This is a genomic window from Amycolatopsis camponoti (assembly GCF_902497555.1).
Classification (GTDB): Bacteria; Actinomycetota; Actinomycetes; order Mycobacteriales; family Pseudonocardiaceae; genus Amycolatopsis; species Amycolatopsis camponoti.
In genome coordinates this window covers 1,808,530-1,826,332 of record NZ_CABVGP010000002.1, presented here as the reverse complement: position 1 = coordinate 1,826,332, position 17,803 = coordinate 1,808,530, and the positions used below count along the sequence as shown (strand labels likewise).

The window sequence follows — 17,803 nt, the reverse complement described above, 5'->3', positions numbered from 1 at the left end:
GAAACAGCAAGGCGCGAAAGGACGAAAAGATGACGAACAGCACCGGCCCGCTCGACGGCGTGCGTGTGATCGACCTCTCCACCGTGGTGATGGGCCCGTACGCGGCCCAGATCCTCGGCGACCTGGGCGCCGACGTGATCAAGATCGAGTCCCCCGCGGACACCGTGCGGGTGGGCCAGTACCGCACCACGCCGGGCATGACGCCGCTGAACCTGAACGTCAACCGCAACAAGCGCAGCGTGGCCCTCAACCTCAAGGACGAAACCGAGCGCGAGCAGGCGCTCAAGCTGATCGACACCGCCGACGTGCTGATCACCAACATGCGCCCTGGCGCGCTGAGCCGCCTCGGGCTGAACTACGCCGACGTCGCCGAGCGCAACCCGCGCCTGGTCTACGCCCACGCGCAGGGCTTCCGCGGCGACTCCGACCGCGCCGGCAACGCCGCCTACGACGAGACCGTGCAGGCCTCCTCCGGCCTGGTCGACGTCACCAACCGGGCACTGGGCGAGCCGGTCTACCTGCCGACGATCATCGGCGACAAGGTGTCGTCGCTGACCATCGCCTACAGCGTGCTCGCCGCGCTGGTGCACCGCGACAAGACCGGCCAGGGCCAGCAGATCGAGATCCCGATGACGGACACGCTGCTCGCGTTCAACCTGGTCGAGCACCTCGCCGGGCACACCTACGAGCCGGCCGAAGGCCCCACCGGGTTCGCGCTGTCGATGACGAAGGGCCACGCCGCGGTCCGCACCAAGGACGGCCTCGCCTGCGTCATCCCCTACAACCCGAAGAACTTCCGCGACTTCTTCGCCGCTGCCGAGCGCCCCGACCTCGCGCAGGACCCGCGCGTGAACGGCGAGGCCATCGACCGCGTCGACAACGAGTGGCTGACCGAGCAGATCGCCGCGTGCGCCCCGGCGCTGACCACCGAAGAGTGGTCCGAGGTCTGCGCGAAGCACAGCATCCCGATGGCGCCGGTGCTCGAACTGGACCACGCGCACGAGGACCCGTACGTCCGCGACGGCCACCTGCTCGACACCGTCGAGCACCCGAGCGAGGGCGCCATCCGCACGGTCGGCATCCCGGTGAAGTTCTCCGCGACGCCCGGCTCGATCCGCCGCTTGGCCCCGCTGGCCGGCCAGGACACCGCCGAAGTCCTCGCGGAACTGAACTGAAAGAAGCAAGACCATGACCGAAGTACGCACCGAACGGATCGGCAGCACCCTGCTGATCACGATCGACCGGCCGCAGGCCCGCAACGCGGTCAACGCCGCCGTCGCGACCCAGCTGGCCGCCGCCCTCGACGACCTCGAGAGCGACCCCACGCTCCGGGCGGGTGTCCTCACCGGCGCCGAGAACACCTTCAGCGCCGGGATGGACCTCAAGGCCGCGCTCAAGGGCGAGTCACCGGAGATCCCGGGACGCGGGTTCGGCGGCCTGACCGAAGCCGAGCTGGCCAAGCCGCTGATCGCCGCGGTCGAAGGGTTCGCGATGGGTGGCGGGTTCGAACTCGCGCTCGGCTGCGACCTCATCGTCGCCGCCGAAAACGCCAAGTTCGGCCTCCCGGAAGTGAAGCGCGGCCTGATCGCCGCCGGTGGTGGCGTGCTCCGGCTGCCGAAGCGGATCCCGCACCACCTGGCGATGGAGTTCCTCCTCACCGGCGAGCCGGTCACCGGCCACCGCGCCGGCGAGCTGGGCCTGGTCAACCGCGTGACCCCGGCCGGCGACGCCGCCGCCGTCGCGCTCCAGCTGGCCGAGAAGCTGGCGGAGAACGCGCCCCTCGCGCTCGCCGCCGTCAAGAAGATCGTGCGCGCGGCGGATCCGAAAGCCGTGCAGCGCGAGGAAGTCAAGAAACTGATGCAGTCCCGAGACGTCCGCGAGGGCATGACCGCCTTCGCCGAGCGCCGCGCTCCGAAGTGGACAGGCGAATGAAGATCGAAGAAGTCCGGCAGCACGTGACCACTCCCCTGACCGCCCCGGCGTTCGCGCCGGTGGTCCCGAGGTTCACCAACCGCGAGTACCTGAACATCGTCTACCGGACCGACGCCGACGCCCTGCGCGCCGTCGTCCCGGAGCCCCTTCAGGTCGAAGAACCGTTGGTGCGCTTCGAGGTCATGAAGATGGGCGACGTCTCCGGCTACGGCCCGTACACCGAGTCCGGCCAGGCGATCGAGGTCAGCTTCGACGGCGAGCGCGGCGAGTACCTGCACGCGATGTACCTCGACAACTTCCCGGCGACGGCGTCCGGCCGCGAGGTCAGCGCGTACCCGAAGACCGTCGGGTCGCCGAACCTCTATGTCGACAACGGCGTTCTCGTGGGCACGCTGGACTACGGGACGCTCCGGGTGGCGACCGCGACCATGGGCTACAAGCACCACGAGCTGGACGCCCGCGCGGCCGAGCAGCAGATCACGGTCCCGACGTTCATGCTCAAGACGATCCCCGGCTACGACGGCGCGCCCCGCGTGCAGGAGCTGGTCCGCACCGAGATCACCGACGTAGTGGTCAAGGAGGCCTACACCGGCCCCGCGCGGCTGCAGCTGTTCCAGCACGTCCTGGCCCCGCTGGCCGACCTGCCCGTGCTGGAGGTCGTCTCCGCGAGCCACATCCTCACCGACCTGACGCTCGCCCCGGTCAAGCCGGTCTTCGACTACCTGAAGGGAGCGCTTGTATGAATGACACAGTCATGAAGAACGCCGCAGTCATCGGTGCCGGCACCATCGGCCTGTCCTGGACGGCGCTGTTCGCCCACCACGGCCTGACCGTCCGGGTCACCGATCCCCGCCCCGACCTCGCCGAAGCCATCGCGGACGCACTGAAGACGTTCGCCCCGCACCTCGGCACGACCGCCGCCGACTTGGCGAGCCGGGTGAGCATCGCCACCGACGTGGCCGAAGCCGTGCGCGACGCGGATGTCGTGCAGGAGAACGGACCCGAGAGCGTCGAGTTCAAAAAGGACCTGTTCGCCAAGCTGGAGCAGGAAGCCCCGGCCCACGCACTGTTGCTGAGTTCGTCGAGCGCCATTCCGTCCACGGCCTTCACCGAAGAGATCGACGGAACGCGGGTCCTCATCGGACACCCGTTCAACCCGCCGCACCTGATCCCCCTGGTCGAGGTCGTCCCCGGCGAGCACACCAGCCAGGAGTCGGTGGACAAGGCCGTCGAGTTCTACACCTCCCTCGGCCGGACGCCGGTCGTGGAGCGCAAGGAGATCCCCGGGTTCGTCGGCAACCGGCTCCAGAACGCGCTCAGCCGCGAGGCCATCTACCTCGTCGAGCAGGGCGTGGTGACGCCGGAGGACCTGGACAAGGTCATCACCAACTCGCTCGGGATCCGCTGGGCGACCGTCGGGCCGTTCCTCGGCTCGCACCTCGGTGGCGGCCCCGGCGGCTACCGGCACATGGCCGAGCACATCGGCAAGTCCATGAAGAAGATGTGGGCAGGCCTGGGCACCCCCAGCCAGAGCCCGGAAGAGCAGGAACGGCTCATCGAAGCCGTCGAACAGGCTTACGGCTCCTCCACGTACTCGGAACTCGCCGAGACGCGCGACCGCAAGCAGCTCGCCGTTTTGCACGCAGTGGAGGAGAACTGACATGGAACCGCTCAAGGACAAGCTGACCGCCGACTTCTACGACTTCGAGGCACTGCTCCCGGACGACGAGCGCAAGCTGCTCGTGCAGGCCCGCGAGTTCATGACCAACGACGTCAAGCCGCTGGTGAACGAGAACTGGGAAGCCGGCACCTTCCCGAAGGAACTGATCGGGATGTTCCGCGAGAGCGGCCTCGCCGGCCTGCCCTACGAGGGCTACGGCGAGCACAAGCCCGCGGTCAGCCACCTGCTCACCGGCATGATGGCGATGGAGATGAGCCGCATCGACGCCTCGGTCGCGACGTTCTTCGGTGTCCACAACGGACTCGCGATGTACTCGATCTACTCCGGCGGCGACCAGGAACAGCGTGACCGCTGGCTCCCCGAGATGGCCGCGATGGACAAGATCGGCGCGTTCGCGATGACCGAGCCGCTCGGCGGGTCCGATGTGGCCGGTGGCATGCGCACCACAGCCAAGCGCGACGGCGACAGCTGGATCCTCAACGGCGCCAAGAAGTGGATCGGCAACGCGACCTTCGCCGACTACATCGTCGTCTGGGCGCGCGACGTCGACGACAACCACGTCAAGGGTTTCGTCGTCGAGAAGGACATGCCGGGCTTCGTGCCGGAGAAGATCGAGGGCAAGATCGCGTTCCGGATCGTCGAGAACGCCGAGATCACCCTGACCGACGTCCGCGTGCCGGAGGCGAACCGCCTGCAGGGCATCAACGGCTTCCGCGACGTCGCCGAGATCCTGCGCGCCACCCGCGGCGGCGTCGCGTGGCAGGCCCTCGGGGTGGCGATCGGCGCCTACGAAGCCGCGCTCGCCTACGCCCAGGAGCGGCAGCAGTTCGGCCGGCCGATCGCGCGGTTCCAGCTGGTGCAGGACCTGCTCGTGAAGAGCCTCGGCAACATCACCGCGTCGTGGGGCATGCTCGTGCAGCTCGCCCGGCTGCAGGACGCGGGCATCTTCAAGGACGAGCACTCGTCACTCGCCAAGGCGTTCGTCACTTCGCGGATGCGTGAGGTCGTCGCGTGGAGCCGGGAGATCTTCGGCGGCAACGGGATCGTGCTCGGCTACGACGTCGCACGGTTCTTCGCCGACGCCGAGGCGATCTACTCGTTCGAAGGCACGCGCGAGATGAACACGCTGATCGTCGGGAAGGCGATCACCGGGCAGAGCGCGTTCGTGTAAGGAGTCAGTTCACGCAGCCGGCGGCCGTACTGGTCGCCGGCTGCTTCGCGTTCGAGGACGTCTGCGTGGCGGTCGCCGCGACCGGCTTGACGCCGCCGGTGGTGTCGTCGCCCGAAGCCTGGACCGCCGGTGTGCTGATCGCCGTGCGCACGAACTGCTGGACCTGCGCCGGGTCGACCTTCACCGCGTCGCCGTCGGACGGCGTCGCCAGCGAGAGGCTCTGCACCGGGATCGTGGCGAACGCGATCGCCCCGGAGCTCATCCCCCGCAGCTGCTGGGCGAAGCTGAGCACGTCCCAGCCCTGGTCCAGCACGACCGAGCCCTGCACCGCGTCGACCAGCGCGGAGAGCTTCGACGGGTCGGTGAACGTGCCCGCGCTCAGCACCTTCTTGGCCATCCCGGACAGGAACGCCTGCTGCCGCGCGATCCGGTCGAGGTCACCGTTGGTCAGGCCGTGGCGCTGCCGGACGAAGGCGAGCGCCTGCGCCCCGGACAGCGTCTGCGGGCCGGCCGCGAAGTCCGCGCCGGAGTAGCTGTCGTGCACCGGGGCCTTGAGACAGACCTCGACGCCGCCGACGGCCTGCGACAGCGCGTCGAAGCCGGCCAGGTTGATGGCCGCGTAGTGGTTGATCGTCAGCCCGGTGAACTTCTCGATCGTCTGGATCGCCGTCTTCGCGCCGGCCTCGTTCGCCGCCACCTCCAGCCGCGCCCCGGACAGGCCCTGGGCGCGCAACCCGGACATCGAGGCGTTCTTGCCACGGCTGTAGGCCGAGTTGATCTTGTGCTTGCCGTACCCGCCCGCGATGTCCACATAGGAGTCACGCGGGATCGAGATCGCCGTCGCCGCGGCGCCGCCCGCCGGGATGTGGACCACGATCATCGTGTCGGTGGTGTCGCCGCCGTCGTCGCCGCTGCCGGCGTGGAGCGCGTCGAGCACGTTCTGCGGCAACGGGTTGCCGTAGGCGTCGGTGCGCGCGTCGATCCCGACGAGCAGGACGTTCTGGGCGACCTTGAGCGGTTCGCCGGGTATGGTCTCTTCGTTCTCGACCTGCCCCGACGGCGAAATGACGTCGGCGGTGACGAGGCCGTGGTCCAGTTTGCTCAGCTGCGACCAGGCGTACCCGGTGGCGCCGAGCACCAGCGCCGACACGACGCCGAGCGCGACCCGCACGCCGAGGCGACGCCCCCGGGACGACAGCAGCACGACACTTCCCCTTGCTTCCCTGTGGTGAACCTCCGACCCCACCTTCGAGGATCACCGGGTTAGCTGGGAATCAGCTGAGAAAGTTGTCGAAATGCTGTGACGCTGCCCGATCGGCCGAGCTGGTCCCAGCCGATCGGCCGATATCGCGACGGAAAGTACCGGCGCGCACACGAAAACGTGCTGTGGGCGTGGCCACAACCGCGCGGCTAGCGCGGCATCCGGCGCCAGATCGCGCGCGGCAGCAAGCGCATTCCGAAGAAGACCGGACGGAGTACGCCGGGCACCCAGACGACCCCGCGGCGCTTGCGCAGGGCCGCGACGGTCGCGTCGGCCACCTGCGCCGGCGTGCTCGAGAACGGCGCCGGGCTCATGCCCTCGGTCATCCGCCCGATCACGAACCCGGGCCGGACGAGCAGGAGGTGGACGCCGGAGCCGTGGAGGGCGTCGGCGAGGCCGCTCGCGAAGCCGTCGAGGCCGGCCTTCGCCGAGCCGTAGACGTAGTTCGCGCGCCGCACGCGCACCCCGGCGACGGAGGAGAACACGACGAGGCTGCCGTGACCCTGGGCGCGCAGCAGGTTCGCGGCGTGGGTCAGCACGCCGACCTGGGCGACGTAGTCGGTGTGGACGATCGCGGCGGCGTGGGCGGCGTCTTCTTCGGCGCGCGCCTGGTCGCCGAGGATGCCGAAGGCGAGCACGACGACGTCCAGGGACCCGTGCTCGGCGGCGACCTTCTCGAGGAAGGGGCCGTGGGCGGCGAGGTCGTCGGCGTCGAACTCGGCCGTCTCGACGGTCTCGGCCCCGGCTCCGCGGAGGGAGGCCGTGGCGGCGGTCAGGTCCGCGCCCGGCCGGGCGGCCAGGACGAACCGCCGGTGGTCGCCGGCCAGGCGTTCCGCCACCGCCCGTCCGATTTCGCTGCGTCCGCCCAGTACCAGCACCGTTCCGCTCACGGGGGCAGTCTCCCAGCTCCCGGGAACGGCCGCGCGAGCGGCCGGATCCGGCGTCGCGAAACCTGACTCCCGCCGCCCGTGTGCGCTAGCGTGCGCGGGTGGGCCACGTTCCGGACTTCGAGACGGTCGTCGCACGGCATCGGCGGGAGATCCAGGTGCACTGCTACCGGATGCTCGGCTCGCTGAGCGACGCCGAAGACCTCGCCCAGGAGACCTTCCTGCGCGCGTGGAAGGCCCGCGACCGGTTCGAAGGCCGGTCCGGCGTGCGGACCTGGCTGTACCGGATCGCGACGAACGCCTGCCTCGACGTCCTCGCGCGGCGGCCGCGGCGGGTGCTGCCCGACCAGCTCGGGCCCGCCGGCGAACCCGAGGGTCCCCTCGCCGCACTGGACCTGCCGTGGCTCGAGCCCGTCCCGGACCGGCTGCTGGACGAGGCCGGGCCGGACGCCGTCGTCGTCGAGCGGGAGACGATCGAGCTGGCCTACCTCGCCGCCGTCCAGTACCTGCCGCCGCGGCAGCGGGCGGCGCTCGTCCTGCGGGACGTCCTGGGCTGGTCGGCGAAGGAGACGGCGGACCTGCTGGAGACGAGCGTCGCGTCGGCGAACAGCGCGCTGCAGCGCGCCCGGGCGACCCTGCGTGAGCGGCTGCCCGCGCACCGTGCCGAGTGGACGGCCGGCGCCGCGACGGCCGGGGAAACCGCGCTGCTCAAGCGGTTCATCGCGGCCTACGAAGCGGGCGATCCCCAAGCGGTCGCCCGGTTGCTGCACGAGGAAGCCCGCGCCGTCATGCCGCCGTACGCGCTGTGGTTCGACAGCGGCGCGGCGATCGTGCGGGCGCTGTCACTGTCGCTCGACCCCGCGTCACCGCACTGCGTCGGCCGCTTCCGGATGCGGCCGACGCGCGCCAACCGCCAGCCCGCGGTCGCGACCTGGCTCCGGCGCCCGGGTGAGGACGAGTTCCGCTGGTTCGGGGTGTCCCTGCTGACGGTCGAGGACGGGCTGATCACGGAACTGGCCGCCTTCGAGTCCGTCCCGGCGGCGGTGTGGGGACTGCCGGAAACCTGGCGCGACGAGTGAGCACGATGACCTCGGGTGCCCGCGACCGGTATCGCACCGACGACCGGCGCGTGCATTCGGTAGTGCATCGCTCACCCGTGAAGGCGTGAAAAAGCCCGGGCGGGCGATTCACGGGGAATCACCCGCCCGGGCGCACACCATCCGGAAAGAAATTCTTCCGATTTCGGTGTTCGGCTTCCTGGCCGCCGGGAAGAGGTCACCGGGCAGCGGATCAAGCAGCTCGGTGCCGCTGCGGCGCGGTACGCGTCAGCCGGCGTCGGTCCTCGGCGGTGGTCCCGCCGAAAACACCGTGGTCCAGGCCGTTGTCGAGCGCGTAGCCGAGGCATTCGGCGCGCACCGGGCAGCGTGCGCACACGGCCTTGGCCTGCGCCGTCTGCCGGGCGCCGGGGCCCATGGCGGAGATCGGGAAGAACAGTTCCGGGTCCTCGTCCTTGCAGGCCGCGAGTTCCGCCCAGCCCGTCATCGTGGCTTCCATTTCCTTCGTTCACCTCCCTCTGCTTCTACTGTTTCCCATTGTGGTGGCGCGTCAACCGACTTGACCGCTGCGGACGCGCGAGCTTAACCGCGTCGGTCAAGGGGGTTTTGGCTTCGGTCCCCGGCTCACCCTCCGGGCAACCAAGACTGCAACACATGAGAGTACGCCTTCCTTCCCGGGATCTCGATGTCGATCACGTCACCCGATCGGCGAGAGCGGGCTCCGGCGCGGCCGCGCGGCGGTCGCCGGCAGCCGGCGCATTTCCCGGCCCCCGCACGGCTTTCCCGATCGGGGTGCGCCGGGCCGCCGTCAGCGGGCCGGTGTCCGGAATCCGCCGTTCGCGGCTCGGCGCGCGCGTCTCCGGCCGCCGGCGACGGCCGCCTCGATCCGGGCCGGGAGCGGCGGGCGATGGGTCGTGTCCCGTGGGGTCATCGAGTTCGGGTACCCGAGATGCCCGCACCCATTCGTCACCGGTCGTCACCGATCCGGAGCAGGTCATTACTCCTACCGAGCAGTCTTGATCGAATCGTTACACGTAGCGGTCACCTCAGCGCACTTGTTCCAGTGGAGGCGAGGGGTGGTGAGGGGTCCGTGTGGGCTGACGACGATTTCGACGCGTTCTTCCGCGCCGACTTCCCCCCGCTCGTGGCGTTCCTGTGCAAAGCCGGGTTCGAGGCCGAGCTGGCCCGCGACATCGCCGCCGAGGCAATGTTGCACGCGCTGGAGGCGTGGCCGACCCTCGAAGACCCGCGAGCCTGGGTCCGCCGCGTCGCCGGGCGGCTGCTCGACGCGGTGGACGACGCGCGCACCGACTGGACCGCGGCGGGCGATCCGCAGGACGACGAGAAGCTGGCCGCCCTGGTCGACCAGCACGCGGGGCTCATCGACCTGCTCGCCTCCCTGCCCGGGCAGCAGCGATTGGTCCTCGCCTGGTCACTCGACGGCTTCACGCCGACGCAGATCGCGAAGGCGCTGCGCATCGCGCCCGCGACCGTCCGCTCCAACCTCCGCCACGTGCGGGAACGCCTCAGGCGCCACCGGGCCGCACCGCCCGGCGATCAGCGGGACAGGGAAGGGTGAGCACCATGCCGGCAACCGAGTACGGGAACCCCGCGATCACCGAGCTGCTGCGGGAGTCCAACGCCGCGCTGCACGACTCGCTGCGGTCCGGCCTCGACGTGGAGGGCACCCTGCTCCGGGTGCGCAGCCGCGCCCTCGTCCGCGAGATAGCCGCGGCGCAGCCCCCCGAGGCGTTCCCCGCGCACTGGCGGCGGCACGACGAGCCGGTCGCCGACGCGATCGCCGGCGACCACGCCGCGACCGCCCGCCTGCTCGCCACCATCCGGCCGCTGGTGGTCCGCTACTGCCGGGCCCGCGTCGGACGGCAGGAGCGCTCGTTCGCCTCGGCCGACGACGTCGCCCAGGAGGTGTGCGTGGCCGTGCTGACCGCGCTGCCGTCCTACCGCGACCAGGGGCGCCCGTTCCTCGCGTTCGTCTACGGCATCGCCCAGCACAAGGTCGCCGACGCGCACCGCGCGGCGGCCCGCAACCGCTCCGACCCGGTCCCGGAGGTCCCCGACGGAGTGTCCGAAGCGGACGGTCCGGAGCAGCACGCCCTCCGGTTCGAGCTGAACGAACGGCTGGCGCGGCTGCTGGACGTGCTGCCCGCGAAGCAGCGGGAGATCGTCGTGCTGCGGGTGGTCGTCGGGCTGTCCGCGGAGGAGACGGCCTCGGCGGTGGGCTCGACGCCCGGCGCCGTCCGCGTCGCCCAGCACCGCGCGCTGGCCAGGCTCCGAAGACTCCTGACGGGAGAAGAGGACTAGCGGCGGACGCGGTCCAGGACGAACTCCTCCAGGGCCGCGGCCGGCCCTTCGGTCGACTCGCGGGCCAGCAGCATGAACTCGATCTCGCCGGGCTCGGGCAGGCCGTCGAGCTCGATGAGGTCGGCGGGCACCAGGCTGCGCGCGTGCAGGGTGACGCCGAGCCCGGCCGCCGCCGCGGCCCGCAGGCCGGTGAGGCTCGAGGTCTGGCACGCGGCCCGCCACTCCAGGCCCGCGCGTTCGAGGCACTCCACCGCGAGCTGCCGCGTGATCGACGGCATCGGGTACTGCACCAGCGGCACCGGCTGGCCGGGCTCCAGCACCGTCGCCGCCGAGCCGATCCAGACCAGCGGCTCGCGCCAGAGCAGCCGGCCGTGGTGGGTGCCCGGGCGGCGCTTGCCCAGCACCAGGTCCAGCTGACCGGCGCGCAGCCGCTGCGCGAGGACGTCCGACAGCTCGACGGTCAGCTCGACGTCCACCAGCGGATGGCTGCGGCGCAACCGGTGCAGGATCTCCGGCAGCTCGCCGAGCGCGAAGTCCTCCGAGACGCCGAAGCGCACGCGGCCGCGCAGCTCGGCGCCGCGGAAGTGCCGCTCGGCACGCTCTTCGGTGTCGACGATCGTCTGCGCGAACCCCAGCATCGCCTGCCCGCGCGCGGTGAGCTCGACGGTGTGGGTGTCGCGGGCGAAGAGCAGCCCGCCCGAGTCGCGCTCCAGGCGCCGGACGTGCTGGCTGACCGTCGGCTGGCCGACCCCCAGCCGCCGCGCGGCCGCGGTGAAGCTGCGCGTCTCGGCGACGGCGAGGAACGAACGGCACAGGCGCGGGTCCAGCACCGGGTCACTTTATCGCGATCCGCGATGACAGTCAGTCCGGTCATCGGGGTTCACAATGAACGCGGCGTCGCCGAGAATGGCTCCGGAAGGAGATCCATGTCCCGGTTCAGTGAGACCTATTCAGCCGTCGCCCGCCGCATGACTTCTGCGCCGGTTGGCCGTTCGCGCGTGGGACGCGGCGGGCTGGCCAGAATAGGCCTCAGACTCGACCCGTTCGTCCTCGCCATCCTCGCCACCGTCGGGGTCGCCACGCTGCTGCCCGCTTCGGGCGGCGTAGCGGACGGCTTCAGCACCGCGACCACGATCGCCGTCGGCCTGCTGTTCTTCCTGTACGGCGCCCGGTTGTCCACGCAGGAGGCCCTCGACGGGCTGCGGCGCTGGCGGCTGCACGCGGTCGTGCTGGCCGCGACGTTCGTCCTGTTCCCGCTGCTCGGCCTGGCGCTGTTCCTGCTGCCGTCGTCGGTGCTGCCGGCCCAGCTCGCCGCCGGCGTGCTGTTCCTGGCCGTGCTGCCCTCGACCGTGCAGTCGTCGATCGCGTTCACGTCGATCGCCCGCGGCAACGTCGCGGCGGCGATCTGCAGCGCGTCGCTGTCCAACCTGGCCGGGATCGTGCTCACGCCGCTGCTGGTCGCGCTGCTGCTGTCGGGGGACGGCGCCGGCGTCGACGGTTCGGCCGTGCTCGGGATCGTGCTGCAGCTGCTCGCGCCGTTCGTCGCGGGCCAGCTGGCGCGGCGCTGGATCGGCGACTGGATCACGCGGAATTCGGCGCCGCTCAAGCTGTTCGACCGCGGCTCGATCCTGCTGGTGGTCTACACGGCGTTCAGCGCGGGCATGGTCGAAGGCATCTGGCACCGGCTCGACGCCGGCCACCTGCTGGTGCTCGTGGGCGTGTGCTGCGTGCTGCTCGCCGCGGTGCTGGGCGCGACCGGCTGGGGCGCTCGCGTGCTGGGCTTCGCCCGCGCCGACCGGATCACGATCGTGTTCTGCGGGTCGAAGAAGAGCCTGGCCAGCGGCCTGCCGATGGCGACGGTGCTGTTCGGGCACGCGCAGGTGGGGCTGATCGTGCTGCCGTTGATGCTGTTCCACCAGATTCAGCTGATCGTGTGCGCGACGCTGGCCCGCCGGTACGCGCGCTCGGCTTCGCCGGACCTAGTGCCCGCCTGAGCGATGATTTTTCCGGGCGGGGCCGGTCAGTACCGGTGACCCCGACGGAAGGCGCCACCATGGCCAAGGTCCTCTACCACATCACGATGTCCCTCGACGGCTTCGTCGCCGGGCCCGCCGACGACATGACGTGGCTCGCCGGCCTGCACACCGGCCCGAACCCGGCCGTTTCGCGACTTCTCGGCGAGCTCGGGGCGGTGGTGATGGGCCACCACACGTACGCACCGGCGACAACGGCGGAGGGCCGGGTGTACGGCGGCCGCTGGGAGGGCCCGATCTTCGTGGTGACCCGCTCCGCCGAGCCGGCACCGGGCTTCACCTTGGTCGACGACCTGGGCAAGGCCGTGGCGGCGGCGTGTTCGGCGGCCGGGGACGGGTACGTGGCGGTGCTGGGTGCGACGACGGCGCGGCGGTGCCTGGAAGCGGGACTGCTGGACGAGGTGCTGGTGCACGTGGCCCCGGTCCTGCTCGGCGACGGGGTGCGGCTGTTCGACCACCCCGGGGGGACGCTGGTGCGGCTCGAGCCGGTGGAGCTGAGCAGCTCCGGGTCGATCGGCACCTGCTGGTACCGGGTGGCGTGAGCAGTCCACTGTGGACGGCGTAACGCGCCGGGCCGTCGCCGGCGCCGATCGTCCAGGCGGCGCAGGCCACCTGCGTGACCGACGGCAACGGCTTCTGCACCGTGACACACAGCCTCGGCAAGGTGCCGGGAGCGATCGTGGTGTCGCCGAACACGCCGAGCCCGTTCAACGCGTTCGTGCTCAATACGGTGCTGGGCTCGTACACCGCGACCACTTTCGGCCAGATCTGGTTCACCTACGCGGCTTACGGTTCGGCGACACCACCGCCCACCACGACAACGCCGCCGGCGGCGGAACCTGAGCGGAATCCGTGACTCAGCGCGGGCGGGGCGACGGCTTCCGCAGTTCCTCGGCGAAAATGGCGTCCACGCGCCGGTTCGCTCGGCGGAGGACGCGGGCCGCCGCGCGGAGCACGTAGCCCAGTGCGAACGTGAACAGCAGGGCCAGGCCGATGGCCGCGAGGTTCGCCACGAGCGCCTCCCGGTACTGGTGCGCCAGGTAGCCCAGGCCCGCCCCGGCGATGAGTGCGTCCAGCAGCGCCAACCGCAGCGCGTACGGATCGTGCGGAGTGGCTTGCGGTGCCGTGACCATCGCTCACCCTCCCGCCGTTCCGTTCAGCGGCGACGCCCTTGCAACCTAGACGAGGCTGCGCCGGTCGGTGGCCACTTCAACCTGTTTGGCCTACCGGATCTCCCCGGATGGCCGCTGTGATAACTTGAAGCGAACTGAGTCTTCTGTGCGAATGCAAATCCCCGTGCCGCCTGCGCGCCGGGGCCAGGGGGCGGTAGCTCAGTTGGTTAGAGCAGGGGACTCATAATCCCTTGGCCGCGGGTTCGAGCCCCGCCCGCCCCACCCGAGGCGGGGATTGCTGTTCGCAATCCCGCTGGGATTGCTCCCGGTGCCCGCAGTATCTACCCGGGGGACAACCCCCGGACCCCCGGCACGTGGTGGTCCCGTCTCGTTGTTCGCCCCCGGGCCGTGGTCGGGTCTGCGCGCCGGGCTTCGGGTGTGTCTACAAAGGACGTCAGGGGATGCGGTCGTAGACCGCCGCTGTTTCGCCTTGGTCGCCCGTTTCGTGGTGGGACAGGTGCCACTTCGAGGGCGGCAGGCCGTCGTCGAACAGGCGGGGACCTCCTCCCGCTATCTCGGGACAGGTCATCAAGTAGAGGCGGTCGATCAGGTTTGCCGCCAATAGTGGCTTGATGATGCTCGCGCTGCTGTTGATCAGGATGTCACCCGATCCGGTGGCTTTCAGATCCGTGATCACGTCCGCGGCCGGGGCATTCACCAGGCGGGTGCGCTCCCACGGCGCTTCGGCCAATGTTGTCGAGAAGACAACTTTTTCCGTGTCCACCAGCCACTTCGCGTAGCCGCGGTCACGCGGGTCGGCGTTCTCGTCCGCCGCCACCGATGGCCAGAACCCCAGGAAACCTTCCGCGTTGCGGCGGCCCAGGACCGCTGTCGTCGCGCCCTCGTGGATCCGGTCCAGGTGCCGTCGCGCGACCTCGGTCGTCGCGTACGCCACTATCGCGCCCATGTCGGCGGGCCCGCCGGGACCGTGGTAGCGGCCGTCGAGCGTCACGCTCAAGTTCGCGGTGATCCTGCGACCGGTCATGGCCGTCAGCCCTTTCCTTCGAGGAGTACATCGGTGAGGTGGTCGAGCACCTGGTCCCAGCCGGTCTCGATGCCGGCGATCGCGGACACCGCCCCGACCGTCGTCGCGGTGATGCGCAGGCCGAGCCGCAACCGGGTGCCGCCCGGCACCGACACCAGCTCGAGGTCGTAGTGGCCGGTGAAAGACGCTTCCCCGGTCACCGCGAGGTCGAAGGCGAGCCGCCCCGGCTCCGTCGCGAGGCGCACCCACCCTTCGGCGTGGTACTCGCCGTCGGCGTCGCGGTAAGCGAGGACCGCGCGGCCACCGGGCCGCGGCTCGAGAACGCAGGCGGTGACCGTCATCGACGGCGGAACCCACCACGACGCCAGCAGCTCCGGATCCGTCCAGTGCCGCCAGACGTCGTCCCGCGGCACGGCCAGCAGGCGCTCGAACGCGAACTCCCGCCCGTCCGCCCACTGGTCGCGGTCCGCGGCCACGATGTCTTCTTCGATCGCCGCGCGGTACCGCGCGACGACGTCCCGCTCGCCTTCGTGCGCGTCGATCGCCTTCGCCAGATCCGCCAGCCGGCCCGCGAACGCCCGCAGCGGCTCGGCTTCGAGGGCGTAGACGCGACGCTGCCCCAGCGGGAACACGGCGACGAGCCCGGCGCGCGCGAGCGTCTGCAGGTGCTTGGTGGCCTGCGGCTGCCGCAGGCCGGTCAGCTCGGCCAGTTCGCCGACCGACCGGGGACGCTCGGCGAGCAGCTCGACGATGTGCCAGCGCGCCGCGTCGCCCAGTGCCGCGGCGATCCCGTCCGGGGGTGGAGTACTCACGAGCCCGAGTATTCACCTATCAGAATATTCGGGTCAAGGAATATTTCGCTCCGCGATGTCGTGGGGTACCCAGCGCAACCCGTACGCGTAGCCCAGCTGCGGAGCGGCGAACTCCTGCGCCACCTCGCACGCGCCGTCGAGGGTCAGCGCCGGGCCCGGCTTGGCCGGGTCGGCGAGCACCGAGGGCGGGACCCGGTCCAGCCGCCACACCGTCCACGGCAGCCGCTGGGGGTCGAACCGGACCCGCACGGTGAACGACTCGCACGTCACCAGGGGCACGAACACGTACGACGGCCGGATGGGCAGGCCGTCCCGGACCCGGATCACCAGTGCGTAGGTGTGGGTGTCCCCGCGCGCCAGCGGCCGCGGGAGGTCGAGCAGCCAGCGGAAGTGCCGCTGGCCCACGCGCTGGGCGTCGGTGATCCGGACGCCGTGCTGGGCGTCGGCGGCCACCCGCCGTTCGCCGTCGCCGCCGTCCTCGACGCGGGGCACGGTGAACTGCGCGGAGATCCGGTTCAGCCCGTCGCGCGTCGCCACGATCTCCCGCTCTTCGATCAGCTCCGGCTCGGCGGTGTCCAGCCGCACGATGGCCCGCAGCCGCTTGACGAACCAGCCCCGGTCCGGGTCGTCCGGCACGCCGTCGCCGGGCCGCAGGCCGGCCTCGATCTCGGCGGCCAGGCGCGCGAACGACCGGTCGATCCGGCGCCGGGCCGTGCGTTCCGACACCCGCAGCCGGTCCGCGAGGACCCCGACGCGGTCACTGAGCAACGCGTGCTGCGCGCCGGGGGCGATGCCCAGCGCGACGTTGACCGCGAGCCGGTCGTCCGCCGGGAACTCGGCGATCGCGGCGGAAATGGCGTCACGCAGCACCCGACGCGCTTCGCGGTCGTTCGCCGTCCGGTGGATTTCGCACCAGCCGGAGACGAGCGGGCCGAGGCGGCCCCGCAGCCGTTCGGTTTCCAATCCCCAGCCGCGGCGCAAAGTCGTGAGCTCGCGGAGCAACCCGTCCTCGTGTGCCATGGGTTTTCGATTGTGGCACGCGGACTTCCGCGCGATCGGCGGTGCGGGCTGCGCCGATCAGGTGATTCCGCCGGTGGCCAGTCATCGGCCAGTTCCGGCGTGATTCGGCCAGTTCCCGGCCTTTTCCCGTTCCCCGGCTGACCGACCATTTCCCCGTCGACGACATCGGGGAGGACGAGTTGCTCGACACCACGCACGCGCCCATCGGGCCGGCGGACGTCGCCGGTGTCCGCCGGCTGGCCCGCGACGGCCGCCTCGCCGGCTCGGCTTCGACCGCCCCGCCCGACGCCCTCGCCCGATTGCGCGGCGCGGTGTACTCCGTCGCCTGGCCGCTGGTCTTCACCCGGATCACCAAGCCGCTGGAACGGCAGCGGCGGCACCCGGACTGCGCCCGCGGGCTCGAATGGCTGCGGCCCGACTGCCTCGACGGCTTCCACGACGACGTCGAAGCCGTCGTCGAGCACGCGCTGCGGCGCGCGACCGACCCGATCGAGAACTTCGACGGCTGGCTGGCGACCCGGCTGAGCCCGGCGACGGTCGACGCGCACCGGCGGCGGCGCGGCGAGATCGGGGCCCTGCAACGGCCCCGCCTGCCGGCCTGGCTGAGCGAAGCCCTCGGTGGCGACCCGTGGCTGTGCGACCTCGCCGTCCAGATCCTGGTGTGGGCCGGGGTCCCGACGACCGCGGGCGCCGAGCTGTGGCCGCTGGACGGCTGGGCCGCGCGGCGCGCCGAAGTCACCGGGGCGCCGCCGGCCGGCCGCGACACGCTCGATCTCGAGGTGCGGACGGTCCTGGCCGCCATGCGCAGCCGACCCAAGTGGCACGCCGAGCACGTCGAACGTCCGCTCGGGCACAAGCGGGCGCCCGTCGCCCCGATGCCGGCGGACGGCGCGGCCGAGCCCACCCCGCTGCGCCTGGTCGGCCCGGACGAAGCGGACGACGCGAGGCTGGTGGGCCGGGCCGAGGAGGCGTTGCGCGCGATCGAGGCCAGGCTGGACCGCGGCCAGGACCCCGCGACGGCGGTCGCCGCGGTCGTCCGGCGCGTGTTCGGCTCGACCGGGAACGCGCTGGATCGCTTGCCGCACCACGGATCCACCCGCGAGGACTGGCTAGCCACCGCTCTCGCCGACGAGGCCAGGCTCGAGCGGATCGTGGCGACTGTCCTGGAGGTCCTCGGCCGCTGAACACAACCGCGCGCCCGGCAAGCCGCGGTCTTCCTCGGCGAGCGCCGAACGCGAACCGGCGCACGAGACGCCGCGATCCTCGGTCGCCGCCGAGCGCAACCGTGCGTCCAAGGCGTCGAACAGGATCTCCGGCGGGCACCCGGCGGCGCGCGCCCGGGTACGGGCCGAGAGCAGCTCGGCCAGCAGTACCTCGCGGATCGCCACGCGGGTCGCCTGCGGGAGTCTCGTGGGCGGGACAGCTGATGCGGCCACCCCGGCCTCCTTTCGCCCGGCGCCGGGTTCGGCCGG

The 17,803-nt window shown here is 71.4% G+C and carries 21 protein-coding genes and 1 tRNA gene; 13 read left to right on the top strand and 9 right to left on the bottom strand.

Going from position 1 to position 17,803, the window contains the following annotated elements; translation table 11 throughout:
* Nucleotides 1-29: 29 nt before the first annotated feature.
* Genes AA23TX_RS28870 through AA23TX_RS28850 form a run of 5 tightly spaced genes read left to right on the top strand, consistent with a single transcriptional unit; the run spans nucleotide 30 to nucleotide 4,784 of the window.
* Complete coding sequence (locus AA23TX_RS28870; protein WP_155545936.1) at nucleotides 30-1,175, top strand: CaiB/BaiF CoA transferase family protein; 1,146 nt, start codon at nucleotides 30-32, stop codon at nucleotides 1,173-1,175.
* 13 nt (nucleotides 1,176-1,188) lie between these two features.
* Entirely contained in the window at nucleotides 1,189-1,932 is a 744-nt protein-coding gene (locus tag AA23TX_RS28865) for a crotonase/enoyl-CoA hydratase family protein (protein WP_155545935.1), read from the top strand.
* Entirely contained in the window at nucleotides 1,929-2,675 is a 747-nt protein-coding gene (locus tag AA23TX_RS28860; RefSeq protein WP_155545934.1) for an acetoacetate decarboxylase, read from the top strand. Before AA23TX_RS28865 ends, AA23TX_RS28860 begins: the two co-directional genes overlap by 4 nt.
* An 11-nt stretch (nucleotides 2,676-2,686) precedes the next feature.
* On the top strand, nucleotides 2,687-3,592 hold the full coding sequence (locus tag AA23TX_RS28855; RefSeq protein ID WP_155545933.1) for a 3-hydroxyacyl-CoA dehydrogenase NAD-binding domain-containing protein: 906 nt from the start codon (nucleotides 2,687-2,689) through the stop codon (nucleotides 3,590-3,592).
* A gap of 1 nt (nucleotide 3,593) precedes the next feature.
* Nucleotides 3,594-4,784: an acyl-CoA dehydrogenase family protein gene (locus AA23TX_RS28850; protein WP_155545932.1), complete on the top strand. Its 1,191-nt coding sequence runs from the start codon at nucleotides 3,594-3,596 to the stop codon at nucleotides 4,782-4,784.
* A 4-nt stretch (nucleotides 4,785-4,788) separates the two neighbouring features.
* Here AA23TX_RS28850 and AA23TX_RS28845 read toward each other — a convergent pair whose 3' ends face one another.
* Both AA23TX_RS28845 and dprE2 read right to left on the bottom strand, forming a co-directional pair.
* Nucleotides 4,789-5,988, bottom strand: a complete 1,200-nt coding sequence (locus AA23TX_RS28845; protein WP_155545931.1) for an LCP family protein — start codon at nucleotides 5,986-5,988, stop codon at nucleotides 4,789-4,791.
* A gap of 206 nt (nucleotides 5,989-6,194) precedes the next feature.
* A complete protein-coding gene (dprE2, locus tag AA23TX_RS28840) occupies nucleotides 6,195-6,935 on the bottom strand; it encodes a decaprenylphospho-beta-D-erythro-pentofuranosid-2-ulose 2-reductase (protein ID WP_155545930.1) in 741 nt (246 codons plus the stop codon).
* Nucleotides 6,936-7,033: 98 nt separating this feature from the next.
* Here dprE2 and AA23TX_RS28835 point away from each other — a divergent pair, with 98 nt between their 5' ends.
* Nucleotides 7,034-8,011, top strand: coding sequence for an RNA polymerase subunit sigma-70 (locus AA23TX_RS28835; protein ID WP_155545929.1), 978 nt, complete (start codon nucleotides 7,034-7,036; stop codon nucleotides 8,009-8,011).
* Nucleotides 8,012-8,222: 211 nt separating this feature from the next.
* On the opposite strand, the gene AA23TX_RS28830 is transcribed toward AA23TX_RS28835, so the two are convergent.
* Complete coding sequence (locus AA23TX_RS28830; RefSeq protein ID WP_155545928.1) at nucleotides 8,223-8,486, bottom strand: WhiB family transcriptional regulator; 264 nt, start codon at nucleotides 8,484-8,486, stop codon at nucleotides 8,223-8,225.
* A 591-nt stretch (nucleotides 8,487-9,077) separates the two neighbouring features.
* On the opposite strand from AA23TX_RS28830, the gene AA23TX_RS28825 reads away from it, so the two are divergent.
* The gene (locus AA23TX_RS28825; protein ID WP_155545927.1) at nucleotides 9,078-9,566 is read left to right on the top strand and encodes an RNA polymerase sigma factor; all 489 of its coding nucleotides are present in this window, start codon (nucleotides 9,078-9,080) and stop codon (nucleotides 9,564-9,566) included.
* Between the two features lie 5 nt (nucleotides 9,567-9,571).
* The gene (locus AA23TX_RS28820) at nucleotides 9,572-10,309 is read left to right on the top strand and encodes a sigma-70 family RNA polymerase sigma factor (RefSeq protein WP_277875424.1); all 738 of its coding nucleotides are present in this window, start codon (nucleotides 9,572-9,574) and stop codon (nucleotides 10,307-10,309) included.
* Here AA23TX_RS28820 and AA23TX_RS28815 read toward each other — a convergent pair.
* On the bottom strand, nucleotides 10,306-11,139 hold the full coding sequence (locus tag AA23TX_RS28815) for a LysR family transcriptional regulator (protein WP_155545925.1): 834 nt from the start codon (nucleotides 11,137-11,139) through the stop codon (nucleotides 10,306-10,308). The two genes, AA23TX_RS28820 and AA23TX_RS28815, sit on opposite strands and share 4 nt — an antisense overlap.
* Nucleotides 11,140-11,277: 138 nt before the next feature.
* Here AA23TX_RS28815 and AA23TX_RS28810 point away from each other — a divergent pair, with 138 nt between their 5' ends.
* From AA23TX_RS28810 to AA23TX_RS28800, 3 genes are all read left to right on the top strand, one after another.
* A complete protein-coding gene (locus AA23TX_RS28810) occupies nucleotides 11,278-12,303 on the top strand; it encodes a bile acid:sodium symporter family protein (protein ID WP_196425710.1) in 1,026 nt (341 codons plus the stop codon).
* Between the two features lie 59 nt (nucleotides 12,304-12,362).
* Complete coding sequence (locus tag AA23TX_RS28805; RefSeq protein ID WP_155547373.1) at nucleotides 12,363-12,884, top strand: dihydrofolate reductase family protein; 522 nt, start codon at nucleotides 12,363-12,365, stop codon at nucleotides 12,882-12,884.
* Nucleotides 12,885-12,958: 74 nt separating this feature from the next.
* Complete coding sequence (locus tag AA23TX_RS28800; RefSeq protein ID WP_230862752.1) at nucleotides 12,959-13,198, top strand: hypothetical protein; 240 nt, start codon at nucleotides 12,959-12,961, stop codon at nucleotides 13,196-13,198.
* Between the two features lies 1 nt (nucleotide 13,199).
* Here the strand turns inward: AA23TX_RS28800 and AA23TX_RS28795 are convergent, their stop codons facing one another.
* Complete coding sequence (locus AA23TX_RS28795; RefSeq protein ID WP_155545924.1) at nucleotides 13,200-13,475, bottom strand: hypothetical protein; 276 nt, start codon at nucleotides 13,473-13,475, stop codon at nucleotides 13,200-13,202.
* A 187-nt stretch (nucleotides 13,476-13,662) separates the two neighbouring features.
* Between AA23TX_RS28795 and AA23TX_RS28790 the strand changes: the two genes are divergently transcribed.
* Nucleotides 13,663-13,736: transfer RNA gene (locus AA23TX_RS28790), tRNA-Ile, on the top strand.
* A gap of 172 nt (nucleotides 13,737-13,908) precedes the next feature.
* On the opposite strand, the gene AA23TX_RS28785 is transcribed toward AA23TX_RS28790, so the two are convergent.
* The 3 genes from AA23TX_RS28785 to AA23TX_RS28775 are packed head-to-tail and all read right to left on the bottom strand — an operon-like array spanning nucleotide 13,909 to nucleotide 16,331.
* A complete protein-coding gene (locus tag AA23TX_RS28785) occupies nucleotides 13,909-14,508 on the bottom strand; it encodes a dihydrofolate reductase family protein (RefSeq protein WP_155547372.1) in 600 nt (199 codons plus the stop codon).
* Nucleotides 14,505-15,311 carry a metalloregulator ArsR/SmtB family transcription factor gene (locus tag AA23TX_RS28780; RefSeq protein WP_230862751.1) on the bottom strand — a complete coding sequence of 269 codons (807 nt, stop codon included), beginning with the start codon at nucleotides 15,309-15,311 and terminating at the stop codon, nucleotides 14,505-14,507. The genes AA23TX_RS28785 and AA23TX_RS28780 overlap by 4 nt, the downstream gene beginning before the upstream one ends.
* Nucleotides 15,312-15,344: 33 nt before the next feature.
* Nucleotides 15,345-16,331: a hypothetical protein gene (locus AA23TX_RS28775; RefSeq protein WP_155545923.1), complete on the bottom strand. Its 987-nt coding sequence runs from the start codon at nucleotides 16,329-16,331 to the stop codon at nucleotides 15,345-15,347.
* Between the two features lie 179 nt (nucleotides 16,332-16,510).
* Between AA23TX_RS28775 and AA23TX_RS28770 the strand changes: the two genes are divergently transcribed.
* Entirely contained in the window at nucleotides 16,511-17,515 is a 1,005-nt protein-coding gene (locus tag AA23TX_RS28770) for a hypothetical protein (RefSeq protein WP_155545922.1), read from the top strand.
* On the opposite strand, the gene AA23TX_RS28765 is transcribed toward AA23TX_RS28770, so the two are convergent.
* Nucleotides 17,441-17,767: a hypothetical protein gene (locus tag AA23TX_RS28765; RefSeq protein WP_155545921.1), complete on the bottom strand. Its 327-nt coding sequence runs from the start codon at nucleotides 17,765-17,767 to the stop codon at nucleotides 17,441-17,443. The two genes, AA23TX_RS28770 and AA23TX_RS28765, sit on opposite strands and share 75 nt — an antisense overlap.
* Nucleotides 17,768-17,803: the final 36 nt, after the last annotated feature.